The 17,731-nt window shown below is 67.5% G+C and carries 13 protein-coding genes and 1 pseudogene; 2 read left to right on the top strand and 12 right to left on the bottom strand.

The window, feature by feature from the left end; all coding sequences use genetic code 11:
• Positions 1-10: 10 nt before the first annotated feature.
• The 4 genes from E9536_RS17175 to E9536_RS17160 all read right to left on the bottom strand — a co-directional run bounded on the left by E9536_RS17175 (position 11) and on the right by E9536_RS17160 (position 5,117).
• On the bottom strand, positions 11-1,927 hold the full coding sequence (locus tag E9536_RS17175) for a WG repeat-containing protein (protein WP_136470249.1): 1,917 nt from the start codon (positions 1,925-1,927) through the stop codon (positions 11-13).
• 60 nt (positions 1,928-1,987) lie between these two features.
• Positions 1,988-2,440 carry a hypothetical protein gene (locus tag E9536_RS17170; RefSeq protein WP_226129438.1) on the bottom strand — a complete coding sequence of 151 codons (453 nt, stop codon included), beginning with the start codon at positions 2,438-2,440 and terminating at the stop codon, positions 1,988-1,990.
• Between the two features lie 180 nt (positions 2,441-2,620).
• Positions 2,621-3,721 carry an adenosine deaminase gene (gene add, locus E9536_RS17165; RefSeq protein WP_136470248.1) on the bottom strand — a complete coding sequence of 367 codons (1,101 nt, stop codon included), beginning with the start codon at positions 3,719-3,721 and terminating at the stop codon, positions 2,621-2,623.
• 46 nt (positions 3,722-3,767) lie between these two features.
• The gene (locus E9536_RS17160; RefSeq protein WP_021161168.1) at positions 3,768-5,117 is read right to left on the bottom strand and encodes an NCS2 family permease; all 1,350 of its coding nucleotides are present in this window, start codon (positions 5,115-5,117) and stop codon (positions 3,768-3,770) included.
• Positions 5,118-5,211: 94 nt separating this feature from the next.
• On the opposite strand from E9536_RS17160, the gene E9536_RS17155 reads away from it, so the two are divergent.
• Complete coding sequence (locus E9536_RS17155; protein ID WP_136470247.1) at positions 5,212-6,123, top strand: LysR family transcriptional regulator; 912 nt, start codon at positions 5,212-5,214, stop codon at positions 6,121-6,123.
• A 48-nt stretch (positions 6,124-6,171) separates the two neighbouring features.
• On the opposite strand, the gene E9536_RS17150 is transcribed toward E9536_RS17155, so the two are convergent.
• The 4 genes and pseudogenes from E9536_RS17150 to E9536_RS17135 all read right to left on the bottom strand — a co-directional run bounded on the left by E9536_RS17150 (position 6,172) and on the right by E9536_RS17135 (position 11,700).
• Positions 6,172-7,224, bottom strand: coding sequence for a nucleoside hydrolase (locus E9536_RS17150; RefSeq protein ID WP_060316527.1), 1,053 nt, complete (start codon positions 7,222-7,224; stop codon positions 6,172-6,174).
• Positions 7,225-7,234: 10 nt separating this feature from the next.
• Complete coding sequence (locus E9536_RS17145) at positions 7,235-8,347, bottom strand: porin (RefSeq protein WP_059697066.1); 1,113 nt, start codon at positions 8,345-8,347, stop codon at positions 7,235-7,237.
• A gap of 169 nt (positions 8,348-8,516) precedes the next feature.
• Positions 8,517-9,883 (bottom strand): annotated as a pseudogene (locus tag E9536_RS42655) (hypothetical protein).
• 398 nt (positions 9,884-10,281) lie between these two features.
• A complete protein-coding gene (locus E9536_RS17135; RefSeq protein WP_027790543.1) occupies positions 10,282-11,700 on the bottom strand; it encodes an MFS transporter in 1,419 nt (472 codons plus the stop codon).
• 454 nt (positions 11,701-12,154) lie between these two features.
• Here E9536_RS17135 and E9536_RS17130 point away from each other — a divergent pair, with 454 nt between their 5' ends.
• Positions 12,155-14,599, top strand: a complete 2,445-nt coding sequence (locus tag E9536_RS17130; RefSeq protein WP_060170495.1) for a DUF3772 domain-containing protein — start codon at positions 12,155-12,157, stop codon at positions 14,597-14,599.
• A 6-nt stretch (positions 14,600-14,605) separates the two neighbouring features.
• Here the strand turns inward: E9536_RS17130 and E9536_RS17125 are convergent, their stop codons facing one another.
• The 4 genes from E9536_RS17125 to E9536_RS17110 all read right to left on the bottom strand — a co-directional run bounded on the left by E9536_RS17125 (position 14,606) and on the right by E9536_RS17110 (position 17,679).
• The gene (locus E9536_RS17125; RefSeq protein ID WP_060170493.1) at positions 14,606-15,049 is read right to left on the bottom strand and encodes a hypothetical protein; all 444 of its coding nucleotides are present in this window, start codon (positions 15,047-15,049) and stop codon (positions 14,606-14,608) included.
• Positions 15,050-15,071: 22 nt separating this feature from the next.
• Positions 15,072-15,482: a VOC family protein gene (locus tag E9536_RS17120; protein ID WP_136470245.1), complete on the bottom strand. Its 411-nt coding sequence runs from the start codon at positions 15,480-15,482 to the stop codon at positions 15,072-15,074.
• 70 nt (positions 15,483-15,552) lie between these two features.
• Entirely contained in the window at positions 15,553-15,975 is a 423-nt protein-coding gene (locus E9536_RS17115) for a phosphoenolpyruvate carboxylase (protein ID WP_168799536.1), read from the bottom strand.
• A 192-nt stretch (positions 15,976-16,167) separates the two neighbouring features.
• A complete protein-coding gene (locus E9536_RS17110; protein ID WP_027790541.1) occupies positions 16,168-17,679 on the bottom strand; it encodes an aldehyde dehydrogenase family protein in 1,512 nt (503 codons plus the stop codon).
• Positions 17,680-17,731: the final 52 nt, after the last annotated feature.

The following is a 17,731-nucleotide window of genomic DNA, read 5'->3' as shown; positions in this document are numbered from 1 at the left end:
GCGGCCCCGGCTACCGCCGCGTCGTCGTCGCGTGCCCGTCCGCGTACAGCCATACGGGTACGCCGTCGTCGCGCAACGCGGCGACCGGTTCGCCCACGCTCCAGTTCTGCGCGACCTCGGCACGACGGACGTACCACGGCATCAACGTCGTGTGCCCGGCAGCGGCGTCGGGATCGTCGTCGAACAGCGCATCGTCGCCGAGCCGCGTGTAACGCGCCGGATGCAGCACGGTGCCGTCCGCGCGAAACACCGTCGCCCGCACGTCGTCACCGCTCTCGTCCTGCACGCAGGCCAGCCAGCCGTGATCGGCGCCCCAGAACAGGCCGGCCATGTCGTCGTAGCGCCCCTGCACGACCGTCGCGCCCGTCTCGAGATCGCAGATCGCAAACTTCGCCGGCTCGCCCGGCAGCACGCCGATCGCGTAACGCGTGAACAGTTCGCCCGGCACGGCTTCGTCATCGGGCAACCACGGCAGCGCCCCCATGTTGACGAAATCGAACGGCGTCAGCACGTGGCCCTGCCCGTCGACGATCGCGCAACGCCCGTCGTCGCGCCGCACGACATGGCGGATCGCGCCAAGCTCGGACAGCATGTCCGTCCGTTCGTCGTCGGTCAGCGTGGCGATTTCCGCGTAAAGCGGCTCGACGACGACCCGGCCTTTCGCATCGACCAGGCCGACATGGCCGTTGCGCCACGCGAGGAAGGCACCGCATTCGGACGACCATTCGAGTGCGGCCCACTCGGGCGGCGCGCGCCATTGCCCGTCGCGCCCGATCAACCCCCACTGCTCGCCTTCGGATACCGCCGCGACGGCGCCGTTCACGAATTCGTGTGCATCGTCGAAGCGCGGCGGAATCACCCACGCACCGTGCGTGTCGACGAAGCCCCAGCGGCCGTCCAGGCTCGCGGACGCAACCCCGCCGGTGAATTCGCCGAAATCGTCGAGCGACGGTTCGAGCACCCACGTGCCGTCCGTGCCCACGAGCCCGAACCGCTCGCCGACGCGCACGCACGCGACGTCGCCGCTGAAATCCCACACGGCGTCGAACGCCGGTTCGCGCACGATCCGCATCTCGTCGCCACCACCGTCGCCATCGCCATCGGCGAACAGCAGGCCGACCTTCCCGTCGCGCGCGGCCCACAGCAACCGGCGATCGCGCGCGCCGCTCGTCCACAGGTTCGTCCACGCGGGCGGCACGATCACGCGCCACGCGTCGTCGACTTCCCGCCGCACGCCCCACAGGCCGTTGCGCGCGCGAAAGCTGAACGTGCCGTAGCCGAGCCAGTTGCCGTGCACTTCGCCGGCGTCGAACATCTCGGCAAACGCCACGCCGCGCGGCGGCTCCTGTCGCTGGAAATAGTGATGCGACACGCCGCCGAACCCGAAGCCCCACGCCCAGTCGCGCCAGTCGGCGGGCGTATCGATCTCGAGCACGTCGCGCACGCCGCGCACGTCTCGGAAATCCATGCAGTTCGCGACCCGCCACCACAGGCGCGTGCAGTTGTCGCGCTCCTCGCGGATGTATTCGTCCGGATCGCCGCCGTCGAGCCATGACAGTTCGTCGAGATTCGCGGACAGCCGCGGTGCGCCATGCGCATCGCCGAACGCATCGATCGACTCGCCGAGGTGACGCACGAGCGCATCGAACTGGCGCGCGAGCGCCGGATCGTCGCCGGGCAGCGGATACGCGACGACGAACGACGCGAGCCGGCTGAGTCGCGCATGCGCCGCGCGCGCATCGCTGGCGAGGTTCGGCGTGCCTGCGTCGCCGAACACGCGCTGATCCGTTATCGCGTCGCCCGCGCCGCCGTCGGCCAGCAGCACGCGCCACAGCAGCGGAAAGTGATTGTTGGATTCCGCGAACTCGATCGTTCGCGCGTCGTCGCCGTCACCGGCCTGGAGATAGAGCCATGCTCGATTGCCCATCGGAAGGGTCGCCCTCGTCGTCGTGTCGTCGTGTATCGCGGTACGTCGGCTCGCACGCCGTCAGCGTGCCGCGGCCGGCGGCGAATCGCCGCGGCGCGCGACCCGATACAGCTCGGTGCCGTCGACCTGGAAGCCCTGCACCGTGCGCAGCAGGACGCCCGTGGTCGAATGCTTCGTGGTGAAGCTGTTGCCCGTGATCGACGTGACCTGATACGGCGAGCCGATCGGCATCTTGATCAGCTCGCCGCCCGGCACCTCGAGCACACAGGCGCCCGGCGGCGCCTTGTCAGGGCCGTCGGTTTCCAGCTCGGCCTCTTGCGTCGGTGCCGTTTCGACACTCCATTGGCCGGCGTCGCGCCCGCGCAGCACGATCTTGCCGCCCACTTTCTCGACGCGCAGCGTCGCCGGTTTGCCGGCGGCCGGCGCGTAATCGCCGAGCAGCCCGTCGCAGGCACTGCCGGCTCGCGCGGACATCGAGACGAACAACATCAGACAGAAAACAGGAATACGCACGGCGGGCCTCTCAGGATTCGAATTGTTGTCGGAATGCCGGCGCGGGCGCGCACGGCGGCAGCGGCACGACCGGGTGCCGCCGGACGCCAATATAGCGAACGCAACCGACGTGCGCCAGCCCGCAAGGCTGCATTTCCACCTGAACGAAGTACCGGCCGGCCGATGCGGCAGGCAATGCGCTCAACCGGCTGCGAGCGTCGCGGCCAGCGTGTCGAACTCCGGCGCCCACGTCGCGCGCCACGCGGCCTTCGTCGCATCGTCGACCCACGCGCCGTCGATCCCGTTCAACATGAATTGCTTGAGATCGGCGACCGTAAAGCCGAAATGGCTGAACATCAGCTCCCACGCCTCCGACGGGTTGACCTTGTGCAGCGTCGGATCGTCGGTGTTCGGATGGATCTTCAGCCCGAGGCCCGGCATCTTGCGCATCGGATGCCGTTCCGCCCATTGCTCCGGCGGCAGCGTGCGCAGGTAGTACGAATTCGTCGGCACGACGGTGAAGACGATCCCGCGTTCCGCGTAGCGCGCGCACAGCTCGGGGTTGTCGACGATCGTATAGCCGTGATCGACGCGATCGACCTGCAGCAGATCCACGGCGGTCTCGACGTTGCGCCACGGCATCCCGAACTCGCCCGCATGCGCGGTCGTGCGGAAACCGGCCGCGCGCGCATTGCGGTAAGCCTTCCAGAACAGCTCCGGCGGCCGGTCGTTCTCGCGATAGTCGATCCCGAGCCCCGCCACTTCGTCCGCGCGATGCGCCTTCATCCATTCGACGATCGCCACGGCCTCGTCCGGATCCTGCTCGCGGTCGATGCTCGGGATCAGGCGCGCGCCGATTCCGAAGTCGCGCGCGGCGTCGCGGATCGCCGTCACGATCGCGGCCTGCGCGTCCGCATACGCGATCCCCGACACCCGTACCGTGCCCGTCGGATTCCAGAAATATTCCGCATGCCGCACGTTGTGCGCGGCCGCATCCTCCAGATACTCGTAAGCGATGCGCCGCAGGTCGTCGGGCCGCGTGAGCAGATACTTGTCGAGCGCGCGCAGCACGTGCAGCACGCCGACCGGCTTCTCGCCGCGCGCATAGAACGCGTCGATCTCGGCGCGCTCGATCGGCGCGCCGCTGCGTTCCGCGAGCGCGACGAACGTGTCGTGCCGCACCGCGCCGAGCAGGTGGCAATGCAGCTCGACCTTCGGCAGCGCGTGGAAGAAGGCCCGATGGGCCGGCGTGATCTCGATGCCCGTGCGCGCGGCCGGGACGTTACCTGGTGTTGCCTTCATTGCAGTCTCGTTTTGGGTAGTGCCGATACGTCGCGAAAGCCGTCTCTCAGTGCGGCTTCACGACGGTCCAGAAGTAATAGCCGAGCGGCAGCGCGAGCACGACGAGCCCCCACGACACGTCGCGCCGGCGGCCGGCCAGCAGCTTGACGAGCACGTAGCACAGCAGCCCGCCCGCGATGCCGGTGCCGAAGCTGTTCGACATCAGCGTGAGCAGCACCATCGACATCACGGGCAGCGCATCGGTGAAGTCGTCGAAATGCGTATGGCGGATCGTTGCGAACATCGACAGCCCGATCAGGATCAGCGCCGGCGCGGTCGCCTCTTTCGGGATCGCGAGCGCGACCGGCACGAACAGCAGCATCGCGGCGAACAGCACGGCCGCGGCCAGCGACGACAGCCCGCTGCGGCCGCCGGCCTCGACGCCTGCCGCCGATTCGATCAGCGCGGTCAGCGCGGGAATGCCGAACACGGGCCCGATCGTCGCCGCGAGCGAATCGACGAGGAACGGCCGGTTGATGTTCGGCAGGTTGCCCTGTTCGTCGAGCAGGTTCGCTTTCGCGCCGACCGCGAGCGCGGTGCCGAGCGTCGAGAAGAATTCCGCCGCGAAGAATGCGAACAGGTACGGCGCGGCCGCGAGGCTCAACGCGCTGCCGATGTCGAGCTTGAACGCGATCGGCGCGATGCTGTGCGGCAGCGACACGAACGACGCGGGCAGATGCGTGACGCCGAGCGGCACGCCCGCCGCTGCCGCGACGAGGATCGCGATCAGGATCGCGCCGGGCACCTTGCGTGCCTGCAGCACGATCGCGACCGCCAGGCCGATCAGCGCGACGAGCGCACCCGGCCGCGAGAAATCGCCGAGCGCGAACGCGTTGGTCTTCGCGTTCGCGACGACCATCCCCGCATTGCGCAGCCCGAGCATCGTTACGAACAGCCCGATCGACGCGCCGAGCCCGAGCTTGATCTGCACCGGTATCAGCTTCATCACGACGCCGCGCGCGCCGAGAATCGTCAGCAGGAAGAACAGGATGCCGGACACGCATGCAATGCCGAGGCCCGTCTGCCAGCCCACATGCTCCGTCGTCGCGAGCGTCACGCCGATGATCACCGAGCCGCCGATGCCGGGGCCGACCAGGAACGGCAGGTTCGCGTAGAGCCCCATCAGCGTCGTGAACAGCACGAACACGACGATCGTCGCGGTCGTCGCCGCGCCGCGCTCCATGCCGCCCGTCGCGAGCAGCGACGGGATCACGACGAGCAGGTACGCGGCCGCGAGAAACGACGTGACGCCCGCGATCGTCTCGGTGCGCACGCTCGTGCCGCGCGCGGCGAGCGCGAAGCGGCGTTCGAGCCAGTTGGCCGGCGCACGCGCCGGCATCGTGTCAGTCGCTGACATGGTGGTTCTCCTGTGATTCCGAATATTGTCCTGTGTCGATGCACGCAGCGCGGTCTTATACTGCCGCGTACCGTATCCCGACCGTTATTGCCCGATGTCGTCCGACCGCTCGTCGCTGCTGCCCGCGCTCACGCTGCGGCAGGTCCAGCACTTCGTCGTGCTCGCCCACGCACGCAGCTTCACGCAGGCCGCGCAGGCGCTGTCGCTCACGCAACCCGCGCTCACCGCGTCGATCCGCCAGATCGAGTTCCTGCTCGGCGGGCGCCTGTTCGCGCGTTCCGCGCACCGGCTCACGCTCACCACCGCTGGCGAAGCCGTGCTGCCGCTCGCCGAACGCCTGCTCAACCAGGCGCGCGGCACCTTCGACGACATGACGCGGCTCATCGGCGAACGCATCCAGACCGTGCGCATCGCGTTCATCCCGTCGGTCGCCGGCCGCCTGCTGCCCGCGCTCAACGCACTGCGCGACGCCCACCCGACGCTGCGCTTCACGCTCACCGACCTGCCCAACAGCGCACTCGTCGAGGCCGTGCGCGACAGCGTCGCGGATCTCGGCATCGGCGTACGCGAACCCGACAGCGACGACGGCACGCTGCACTACCGGCAGCTGTTCGAGGACGAGATCGTGATCGTCGTGCGGCACGACGATCCGCTCGCCCGCGCGAAGAGCGTCACGTGGGCGAAGCTCGTCGATCGCGAGCTCGCGGTGTTCGTGCGGGGCAGCGTCAGCGAATCGCTGCATCGCACCGGCGGCGCCGAGAAGCTGCGCCTGAACGTCACGTACCGGATGGAATACACCGAGCCGCTCTACGCGCTCGCGCGCAACGGCCTCGCGACCGCCGTGCTGCCGAGCCTCTATACGATGCATCTGCACGATCCCGAACTCGTTGCGTTGCGCGTCGACAAGCCGCGCGTCACGCGGGCGATCTCGCTGATCTCGCTCGCCGGCGACGATCGCGGCCCGCATGTCCGTACGTGCCGCGAGTGGATTGCGAAGCACATCTGATGGCGTCGACCGAGTGCGGTTCGCCGTTCGCCGCACGAGCGCCCGCGCTCAGGGCAGCTTCGCGATACGCTCGACGAGCGTCGCATAGAAGCGGTCCGCGTCGACCTCGTTGATCCACGTCGCGTTCGCCGCGCGGCCGCTGCGCCCGTTCCAGTCGACGACGGTCTCGCCGAGCGTCCACTGCCCGGTCGTCTCGACCATCACGTTCACCTTGCGCCCGCCGAACAGCGTCGGATCGACGAGGTAGCCGACCGCGGTCGGGTCGTACATCGGCGCGTCTTCAGCGCCGCGCCGCTTCTTGTTGTACGCGAGTTCGGCATCCATGATGTCCGCGACGATCGCGCCGCAGCGGTTGCCGAGCGCACGGAACGGCGCGACGCGCGCCGGCGTGATCGGCGCCTTCACCGCGACATCGCGCGGCAGCACGACGATCGGCACGCCGCTGCCGAACACGACTTCGGCCGCCTGCGGATCGACATAGATGTTGAACTCGGCGGCCGGCGTGATGTTGCCGCGCTCGAAGAACGCGCCGCCCATCAGCACGATCTCGCGCAGCGCACCGCGAATCTGCGGCGCCTCGACCAGCGCGGTCGCGATGTTCGTCAGCGGACCGAGCGCGCACAGCGTCACGCTGTTCGGCGCCGCGCGGCTCAGCGTATCGACGAGATACGACACCGCGTGGCCGGCGGCAAGCGGCGCGCGCGGCACGGGCAGCTCGACGCCTTCGAGCCCCGTCTTGCCGTGCACGTTCGCGGCCGTCACGAGCTCGCGCACGAGCGGCCGCGGGCAGCCCGCGTAGACCGGCAGCGTCTTCGTGCGGCCGGCCCAGTCGCGGATGATCCGCGCATTGCGTTCGGTCAGGTCGAGCGGCACGTTGCCCGCGACGGCGGTCAGCGCGCGCACGTCGAGGCGGTCCTGCGCGCCCAGCGCGAACAGGATCGCGATGGCGTCGTCCTGCCCCGGGTCGGTATCGATGATCACCGTGCGGCGCGCGGCATCGCCGCCGGCGGCGAACGCGCCCGTTTCGGGCAGCAGCGCGGTGCCGGCCAGCGCGGCGGACAGTTTCAGGAAGGTGCGGCGGGATGCGATCGGATGGGTCATGGTCGGGCGCTCAGAAAACGTGCCGGACGCCGAGCGTCGCCATCATCTGGCGCGTGCCGGTCGAGCGCGCATACGCGAAGATCTGCGCATGGTCCGCGTCGCCGGCCGCCTGCTGCGCGATCACCGTCAGCGCGACGTCGGTGCGTTTCGACAGGTAGTAATCGGCCTGCAGGTTCACCTGGTGCCATTTCGGCCGCTTGTCGATCACGTCGTACTTGCCGTTCGTGAACGCATACGCGGCGCCGAGAAAGAGCTGCGGCGTCATCGTGTAGACGATGTTCACGCCGAGGTTCTGCAGGTGCAGGTGCGAATTGTCGAGGTAATCGTAGCGCACGTCGGTAAACATCGCGGCGAACTGCGCGCGGCCGATCGTGTAGAAACCGCCGGTGCCCGCGATCCGCTGCCGGCTGGCGTAAGCCGCGGGCGTCATCGCGCTCTTGCTGAAGATCAGCAGCGGCGACGCGTAGTCGTTCGCGATCGCGCCGTCCTGGTTCGTCGCGCTGTAAGGGTGGTTGTACTGCGCGTAGACCGCGCTCCAGCGCAGCGGGCCCTGCTCGTAGCCGAGCCCGAAGCTGTAGGCGCTGTTGTTCGCGAAGCCCGTCGCATTGCTGAAGCCGTACAGCGCGGTGAATTTCAGGCCGTGGTACACCGGGCTCACGTACTTCACCGAATTCTGCACGCGGATGTCGTTGTAGCCGTTGTCGTTGTCGCCGATGTTTACGCCGTTGCTCGCGATGATCACCGGCCCGATGTAGTCGTGGATCGCATCGTACTGGCGGCCGAACGTCAGCGAGCCGTAGGTGCGGTCGGCAAGGCCGACGTAGGCCATCCGCCCGAACTCGCGGCCGTTCTGCGCGGCCGTGCCCGTCATCACGTTGAAGCCGTTCTCCAGCTGGAAGATCGCGGACAGCCCCTGCCCGAGATCCTCCTTGCCCTTCAGCCCCCAGCGCGGGTTCTGGTTCGTGCCGGACAGCGCCTGCCAGGCGTTCTTGCCGCCCTGGTTGGTCGCGAACCCGACACCGGCCGAGATGAGACCGTACAGCGTGATGCTGCTTTGCGCACAGGCATGCGTCGCGAAGGCGCCGAGCATCGCGAGCGGGGCGAGCTTGTAGAGAGTTTTCATGCGGGTCGTGTGATCGGTGGTGGTCCAGGCGCGGCAGGGTTCCGCGAAACTGGCCTCGACTATACGAACCCGGATTGGATAATAAAAGTTTGCTTTTCTTATGTATCAATAAAACGGATTTATTCTCATCCCGGCATCGCCAGCAGCCGTCAGCCTCGCGGACCGGCGGTCAATCCGCCGTGTCGCCGCCCTTCGGCACCTTCGACCACGCGTTGCGCCCCGGCATCGGCGACCAGGCCGGGCGGGTCTTGCGCGCGCTGTCGACCACGACCAGATAACGGCCCGCAATCGGCGTGATGTCGCGGTCGCGACGCAACACCCACAGCGACTTGCCGGCCTCGACACGCGCCTGGTAATCGTCGTCGAGCAGGCCGTGACGATCGAAGAACGTGTTCAGCGACGCGGGAATCCGCACGCAGCCCTTCGAGTGCCGGATGCCGAGCAGCGCTTCGAGCCGGTCGGGATCGGTCGCATGCATCTGGAAGCGCATCGGCGACACGCCGCCCTTGCCCCAGCCGCGCTCGCCGTCCACCCAGCCGAAGTCGTAGATGCGCATGTCGCGACGGCCGTAGCCGCGAATGCCGTTCTCGTTCGTCGTGCCTTCCGCGCGGAAATCCATGTTGTCGGGCGAGTGATGGAACACGCCGAGCGGCGTCAGGAAATGGTCGTACTTGCCCGGCAACCCGGTGCCGACCGGCGATGCGCCGATCATCAGCCACGCGTTGGCCGACGTTGCACGGAAGTAGATGAAGAGCGCCTGCACGTTCGGCGCGCGGTCGACCATCGCGATGTATTCGCCGGCGAGGTCGCCGAGATCCGCATCGGCGAGCGCCTCCTGGAGCCGCTGGCCATAGGCGCGCTGCTCGCTTGCGGGCACGTTCAGGCGCCGCGTGACTTCCTGCGTGAAGCGCTTGCGCATGTCGACCGCGCGCGCCGTCGCATTTTTCGCCTCTTCGGCCGATAGCGGCGGATGACGGCGTGGCGGTGTCGGCGCGGGTGCTTCGGCCTCGCTCGCGGCGGCGGCGGAAGCGGCGGAAGCGGCGGAAGCGGGCGCGGCGGCGGAAGCGGCTGAGGCAGCTGAGGCAGCTGAGGCAGCTGAAGCGGCTGAGGCAGCGGAAGTGCCGGAAGCAGTCGATGCACCCGATGCCGATACGCTGGCAGGCTCCGCATGACGCTCGTGCGACGCTGCAGACGCGGGCTGTACGGCCGACGCCCCCGACGACGCATGCGCAGGCGAGCCACGATGCGCATGAGACGCCGCCGACGCGGGCGGCGCAACTGATGAGGATGACGGAGCAACGGACGACGAAGCGTCGGACGCGGCAAACGCAGGCTGCCCGGCAAGCACGGGAACGATCAGGGCAACAGCGAGCGACACATACGCGGCGACTGTGCGGGTACGGCAACGCGACTTCGACATGCGCCGCGTCAGGCTGAAAAGCATCATACGTTCGAAGCCATCGGCCGATCCGGCCGCCGCATGCTGCTGTTGCGGCGGCGCATCTTCCGCGCGAGCCATCGACACGTCCGGCGCATCGTGTGCGCCCGGCGCCGACGCCTCTTCGCGGCGGAGCCGTTCGCCGATGCAACGCGTACGGTCCGATGGCGGCTAATGAGTCGTCAGGCCCTTCATTCTACGCGTCCGAACAGGAATCTTCAGCGACGCAAGTCGCGGTTTCACGGCGAATTTGCGCTTCGTCACGCTTTGTTTCAACTCGTTGCCGCCTGCATCTTTCGATGCATGGCAACCTTGCTGATTGGACATTCGAGTCCGACAAGGGGCGCTGCTTTTTCGCCGCGGTGCGAGGGCTTCGCCGAATCGATTCGGAAACCGGATCATTCCCGACGAGCCGTACGCACCGGCCGCGCAGTGCGATGCCATCGCATGGCACGCATGCAGCACGAACCGTGCGACACGCGTGCACGATCGCCGGTCACTTCGAGATGGCTTCGAGCGCGATGCCCTTCGTGCGCGGCCCCATGAACCCGATCGCGGCCATCACGATCACCATCGCGCCCGCGATGAACGCGAACACGCCGAAGGTGCCGAAGCCCTTCAGCACGGCCGCGATCACGAACGACGAGAAGATCGCCGAGAAGCGGCTCCACGAATAGACGAAGCCGACGGCCCGTGCGCGGATCGACGTCGGGAACAGTTCGGCCTGATACGCGTGGAAGCTGTACGACATGATGTTGCTGGCGAGCGTGAGGCCGATGCCGAGCACGATCAGGAATGCGCCGACCGTCGTCTGGCTGAACAGCAGCCCGCAGACGACGATCGCCGCCGCCATCGCGACGATCACCGACTTGCGCTCGAAGCGGTCGGCGATCACGAGGCCGATCAGCGGGCCGACCGGTGCGGCGAGCGCGATCACGCTCGAATACATCAGGCTCGACGTGATCGTGATGCCCTGCTTGATCAGCAGCGTCGGCACCCAGTTCGCGAAGCCGTAGAAGCCGACCGTCTGGAACACGTTGAAGATCGTCATCATGATCGTGCGGTTGCGATACGGCTGCACCCACATGTCGCGGAAGCTGCCGCGCGGCGGCACGGGCTCGGCGGGCGCCGGCGGCGGCAGCGGCCGTCCGTATTCGGCTTCGACCTTCGCCTCGAGCGCGCGCATGATGCGGTCGGCTTCGTCGACCCGGCCCTGCTGCGCGAGCCAGCGCGGGCTTTCCGGCAGTTCGCGGCGAATCCACCACACGAACAGCGCGCCGTGCGCGCCGATCAGCACGACCCAGCGCCAGCCATCGAGGCCGAACGGTGCGTGCGGCACGAGCAGGTAGGCGAGGAACGCGACCACCGGCACCGCGACGAACCCGACCGCCTGCTCGCACGCGAATGCGCGCCCGCGGATCTGCTTCGGTACGAGCTCGGAGATGTACGTGCCGATCGTCACCATTTCGACGCCGAGGCCGAGACCGACGACGAAGCGCCAGAAGTTCAGCCCAGCCGCAGTGTCCTGGAACGCCATCACGACGTTCGCGGCCGTGTACCACAGCAGCGACCACGTGAAGATCGCGCGGCGGCCGAAGCGGTCGGCGAGGAAGCCGCATGCGATCGTGCCGATGAAGAGGCCCGAGAACAGCGCGGCGATGAAGCTCGCGACGCCCGTGGTGCCGAACAGGCCATGCGTCGTCGCGGAGAGGATGCCGCTTTTCACGAGGCCGGGCGCGACGTAGCCGCTGTAGAGCAGGTCGTAGAGCTCGAAGAAGAAGCCGAGGCTCAGCAGGACGACGAGCTTCCAGACGGTACGCGTGGGCGGCAGGCGGTCGAGGCGGGCCGAGATGGAGCCGGGGTCGACGGGTGGGGATTGGGCAGGTGCCTGCGAAAGGCTGTCCGTTGAGGCCATCGTGGGCGCGTCTCCTGTTCGTGTCGTGTAGTTGTCCGGCGACCTTCGAGCCGCCGTCGGGCGAATCGCTGCATTGTACCGGCACGTCCGTCCGACGCGAGCGCACCCCGGCCCCGATATCCGGAGCGCGACGACGGGCCGGCTGCACGCCGTACGTCGAACCGATTCGGGTGCCCCATTTTTGGGCGGACCAACGTGTAACTTTCGTAACCGTCTGTCGGGTACGGAAAACGCGCAGGAACGGCGACCCGGCGACGCATCGCGGCGGCGCCGGCCCCACCGTCCGGGCCTGATGCGCCGTTTCGCTCGACCGCACGCCGCCGGAATCTCCACAAACGGGGCACGCAATCAGTACAACCACGCGTTCCACACCCCGGTAACATGCTACCGGGCCAACCACCGGCTTCCGGGCACCTTTCGGCGCCCGGCCTTGTCGGCAAATCGTAAGCATTCCATGTCCATACAACGACTATCCACGTACGCTCGCCGGATCGCGCTGATCGCGTTGCTGCAGTTCGCTGCGATCGCCACCGCGTCGGCGTTTCCGGAGGCCGCTTCCGCCCCGGGCGCAAGCGGCGTCGGCGCGCCCGTGCCCGCCATCTCGCTGAACGACGCCGTCGCGCAGCTCAAGCAGATGCAGGTCGAGCTCGACCGCATCAAGCAGCAGACTTCGACCGCGTCGAGCAGCAAGGAGCTGGACGCGCTCGACGACTCGGCGCAGGAGCTGAGTGCCGACGTCGTGAAACTGCAAAGCGATCTCACGCCGCAACGCGCGCAGATTCAGGCACAGCTCGACGTGCTCGGGCCGCCGCCCGCCGAGGGCGCCGCGCCGGAAACGGCAGCCGTCGCGAAGCAACGGGCCACGCTCGACGCGCGCAAGACGCAGCTCGATGCGGCGCTGAAGCAGGCCGCCGACCAGAAGACCAACCTCACGAACCTCGCCGAACAGTTCGCGAAGCTGCATCGCAGCCTGCTGAAGAACCAGCTCGCGTTCCGTTCGGGCGGCATTTTCAGCGCGCAGTTCTGGCTGCCGCTGTTCCATCTTTCGCCGGACGATACCCAGCGGCTCGGAGACTTCGACGAAGAAATCCACGACATGCTGCGCTCGTCGTGGGTGCCCGGACAAAAGGCGATCACCGCGCTGCTGCTGATTGCCGCGATCGCGGCCTGGCTCGGCGGCCGCCGGCTCCTCGAGCGCGGGCTCGCCTGGTTCTGCGTGAACCGCCTGCCGGCCACCCGCTTGCGCCGCAGCGCGCTGGCGCTGTCCATCGCGCTGTCGACCCTGCTGGCCACCGCCGTTGCCGTTCAGATCCTTTACCTCGCCGTCGCGCGCCGTTACGACCTCACGCCGGGGCTGACCGATCTGTGGGACCAGTTCGCGAAGCTCGCCGCGACCTGCGCACTGATCGCCGGGCTCGGCCGCGCACTGCTCTGCACGAAGCATCCGTCGTGGCGCCTCCCCGCGCTCGCCGATCCCGTCGCGCTCGCGATGAAGCCGTTCCCCGGCATCCTGGCCGCGCTGCTGCTCGTGTCCGGCACGCTCGAATCGATCAACCGGATCGTCGACACCAGCCTGTCGGTCACGCTGTTCGGTCGCGGCATCGTGTCGCTCGTCGTCACGCTGACGGTCGGCGCGTCGCTGTTGCGCGCCAACCGCGCGCGCGCCGCGCTCGCGGCGGCAGGCGAGGCACCCGAGCAGCGCTCGACGCTCGCGGGGCTGATCCATGCCTGCGTCACGCTGGCGATCGTCGCATCGCTGATCGCACTCCTGATCGGTTACGTCACGGTCGCGCGCTTCATCACGTACGAACTCGTGTGGTTCGAGATCGTGCTGTGCACGACCTACATCCTGATCCAGTTGACGCGCGACGCGAGCGAAAGCCTGTTCTCGTCGAGCCTGTCGACGGGGCAGCAGATCAAGCACCTGTTCGCGCTCGAGGACCGCCACCTCGACCAGGCGCGCACGGTGCTGTCCGGCTTCGGTACGAGCCTGCTGATGCTGATCGCGGCCATCGCGCTGGTGACGGGCGGCTTCGGCACGACCCCGGGCGACCTGCTCGACAGCGCGGTCGCGATGATCGGCAGCCAGCGGCTGCAGAGCCTGAACATCATGCCCGACCGGATCCTGAACGCCGTAATCGGGTTCGCGATCGGCTTCTACCTGTTGCGCTCGCTGCGACGCTGGCTCGACAGCGAGTTCATGCCCGCGCTCGGCATGGATACCGGGATGCGCGTATCGCTGATCACGCTGTTCACCAACGTCGGCTACGTACTGCTGGTGCTGATGACGCTCGGGCTGCTCGGCGTGCGGTGGAACAACCTCGCGTGGATCGTCAGCGCGTTGTCGGTGGGTATCGGCTTCGGCCTGCAGGAGATCGTGAAGAACTTCGTGTCGGGGCTGATCCTGCTGACCGAGCGCCCGGTGAAGGTCGGCGACATGGTCAGCATCGCGGGCGTCGAAGGCGACATCCGCCGCATCAACGTCCGCGCGACCGAGATCCAGCTCAGCGACCGCTCGACCGTGATCGTGCCGAACTCGCAGCTGATCTCGCAGAACGTGCGCAACGTGACGATGGGCAACAGCACGCAGGGCGTCGCGACGCTGGTGCTGACGTTCCCGCTGAACACCGATCCCGAGCAGGTGCGCGACCTGCTGCTCGACGCGTACCGCGAGCACCAGGCGATCCTCGAGAAGCCGGCGCCGTCGGTCACGTTCAGCCAGCTCACGCCGGACGGGATCACGCTGAGCGTGACGGGCTACGTGTCGAGCCCGCGGATCGCGAGCTCGACGAAGAGCGATCTGCTGTTCGAGATCCTCAAGCAGTTGCGCGCGGCGGGCATCACCCTGTCGAGCCCGCAGATGCTGGTCGTGCAGAACATGCCGGCGGCGGAGCAGTGATGCAGGCTATGCGTCGTGTGGATTCGCGCTGACCTGCCGGACAGGCTGTCCGCGGACGATGCGCAAGTTCGCGACATCGTCCGCGGATACCACCCATGCATCGCCGGCCTGGGTCACGAATGCGATGCCGCTGTCCGTGTGCCGGGCGGCGACGAACGGGTCCGACGTCGTCGACATCACGACCCAGTCGACATCGTTTCCCGTGCGCTTGTAGAAGAATCCGTATGACCCGTGCGACGCGCCCTCGCCGCCCGCATAGGTCGCGCCGTCGATCTCGACCGAGAATCGTTCGAATGCGTCGGTGACATCGGATTCTTCGACGCCGATCGTATCGTCCAGTGCTAGTCGCGCACCGGCAATCGTGTAGCCGATCACGCGCGTGCGGCTCAACGCGATGCAATCCGCGTAGAAGAGCGATTCGCTCCGTATCAGATCCGCGAGCGTGTCCATTCGTATCCCCGTCGTGATCGTGTCAATCGATCGTGACCGTCTCTTTCCAGCCGTAGACGATCTCGTCGCTCGCGGCGTCGTCTTCGTAACAGGCAATCGTGATCAGGTTGTCGCTCGGATCGCGCAGATGCGCCGCGTAGCCGGCAATCATCCGTGCCACCATGTCGAACCGTCCACCGCATGCCTTGACGTGGCGACAGTACGCGCCGAAATCCTTTTCGATCTCGATATCCAGGATTGCCTCCTGACTGCGTACGCCTTTTCCTTCCCGATAGACAAACCGACCGACACATCCACCGTCGCCACCCAACAGGACGTCACCCTCTTCCGTGATCGCGAACCCGAGCGCGCGGCTGTAGAAGTCTTCCATTTCCCGCATGCCTTTCCGCTTGACCGGAATGACGACCCTGACCTTGCCCTTGGTGTTTTCCATTTCGCTCCACTAGCTCTCGGCTTCGTGCGCACGGCATTCACGTCCGGCCGTTACCACACTGCACGACTCATTACCCAGTCACGCGCGGCGGTAGCGGCAGCGGAATCCCGCTCTGCTCCAGAACGGCGATCGTCTTGCGAAGAAACACCAGCGGAAGATCGGTGCCCGCGCCGTACAGATCGACGATTCCGACCTCGACGACAGCTTCGACCAGCGCCGCGAATGTCTGCAACTCGCCATCCGGCAGCGCCGACTCGATGGCTACCGGAACGGGTTCGCCCCTGCCGTTCAGTTCGAGCAATGCGCCTTGCCGCTCCCACTCCGGCAGGCTTCGGGCATCTGCCACGGCGTCGAGATGAGCCAGCAGCGCATCTATGGCCGCGTGCGACACCCCTTTCGCGTCGCAATAGCGACGCAAACAGGAAGACGCATAAACCTGCATGCCGACGGGCGACACCCCCGCGAGGCGCGCAAGACATTCATTTCCGTTCACGATCTCGGCACCGTCAACCCGGGCCGGCACGCACGCGCGCCGCTCCCGGCATGTCATCGAAAAAGCACCGGCGCCGAACGACGCCAACGCGCACGATACCGCATTGCGCCGCGCCAAACACAACGGGCCGGTACCGCAACGCGGCAACCGGCCCGTTTCATCGTCAAGCGGGGCAACATGCACCGCGCGACATCACACGTCGAACTTCACCCCCTGCGCCAGCGGCAGCTGCCGGCTGTAGTTGATCGTATTCGTCGCGCGGCGCATATACGCCTTCCACGCATCCGAACCCGACTCGCGGCCGCCGCCCGTTTCCTTCTCGCCGCCGAACGCGCCGCCGATTTCCGCGCCGCTCGTGCCGATGTTCACGTTGACGATCCCGCAATCGCTGCCCGCTGCCGACATGAACTGCTCGGCCTCGCGCATGTCGTTCGTGAAGATCGCCGACGACAGGCCTTGCGGCACCGCGTTGTGCAGTTCGATCGCGTCGTCGAAGTTGTCGTAGACCATCACGTACAGGATCGGTGCGAACGTCTCGCGCTCGACCACGGCCGATTGCTTCGGCATCCGCACGATGGCCGGACGCACGTAGTACGCATCCGCGTGACCGACGTCGACGCGCTCACCGCCCTTCACCTCGCCGCCCTGTTCGCGTGCGTCGCCCAGCGCCTTCTGCATCGCATCGAACGATGCGCGATCGACCAGCGGGCCGACCAGCGTGCCTTCTTCAAGCGGGTTGCCGACCTTCACCGACGTGTAGGCCTTCTCGATGCGCGGCAGCAGTTGCTCGACCAGACTGCGATGCACGATCAGGCGGCGCAGCGTCGTGCAGCGCTGGCCGGCCGTGCCGACCGCCGCGAACGTGACCGCGCGCACCACGAGATCCAGGTCCGCGCTCGGCGCGACGATCATCCCGTTGTTGCCGCCGAGTTCGAGGATGCCGCGCGCGAGACGCTGGCTCAGCACCTTCGCGACTTCCTGGCCCATCCGCACGCTGCCCGTCGCGCTGACGACCGGCACCTTCTTCGACGCCGTCAGCACCTCGCCGACATCGCGCATGCCGAGCACCAGCTGGCTCAGGCCCTTCGGCGCGACGCCCGGATGCGTCTTCTCGAACTCGCGGAGCGCCTTCTCGAGCAGCACGTGGCACGCGATCGCGGTGAGCGGCGTCTTCTCGGACGGCTTCCACACGACCGAATCGCCGCACACGAACGCGAGCGCCGCGTTCCAGGCCCACACCGCGACCGGGAAGTTGAACGCCGAGATCACGCCGCACACGCCGATCGGGTGCCACGTTTCCATCATCCGGTGGCCCGGGCGCTCGGATGCGATCGTCAGGCCGTAGAGCTGGCGCGACAGGCCGACCGCGAAATCGCAGATGTCGATCATTTCCTGCACTTCGCCGAGGCCTTCCGACGTGATCTTGCCGGCTTCGAGCGTGACGAGGCGGCCCAGTTCGGCCTTGTGCTCACGGAGCACGTTGCCGAACACGCGCACGAATTCGCCGCGCACCGGCGCCGGCACCGTGCGCCACTTGAGGAATGCGTCGTGCGCGGCGTCGATCTTGCGCTCGGCGTCGGCGGGCGTGTCGACGGCCAGCGTCGCGAGCGTCGCGCCGTCGAGCGGCGAACGCGCGGTCAGCGCATTGCCTTTCCACTGGGCGAGATCGATATCGAGCGCGGCAAGAATGTCGTTGAATTGCATCACTTCCTCTTCAGGGACAGATTGATCGGTGCGGCGGCAGCGCCGCCCGCGT

The sequence above is a fragment of the Burkholderia sp. LS-044 genome (genome assembly GCF_004803625.1).
In the GTDB taxonomy this organism is placed as follows: domain Bacteria; phylum Pseudomonadota; class Gammaproteobacteria; order Burkholderiales; family Burkholderiaceae; genus Burkholderia; species Burkholderia cepacia.
The sequence above is the reverse complement of the archived record's forward strand: the minus strand, read 5'-3'. Positions and strand labels throughout refer to the sequence as shown.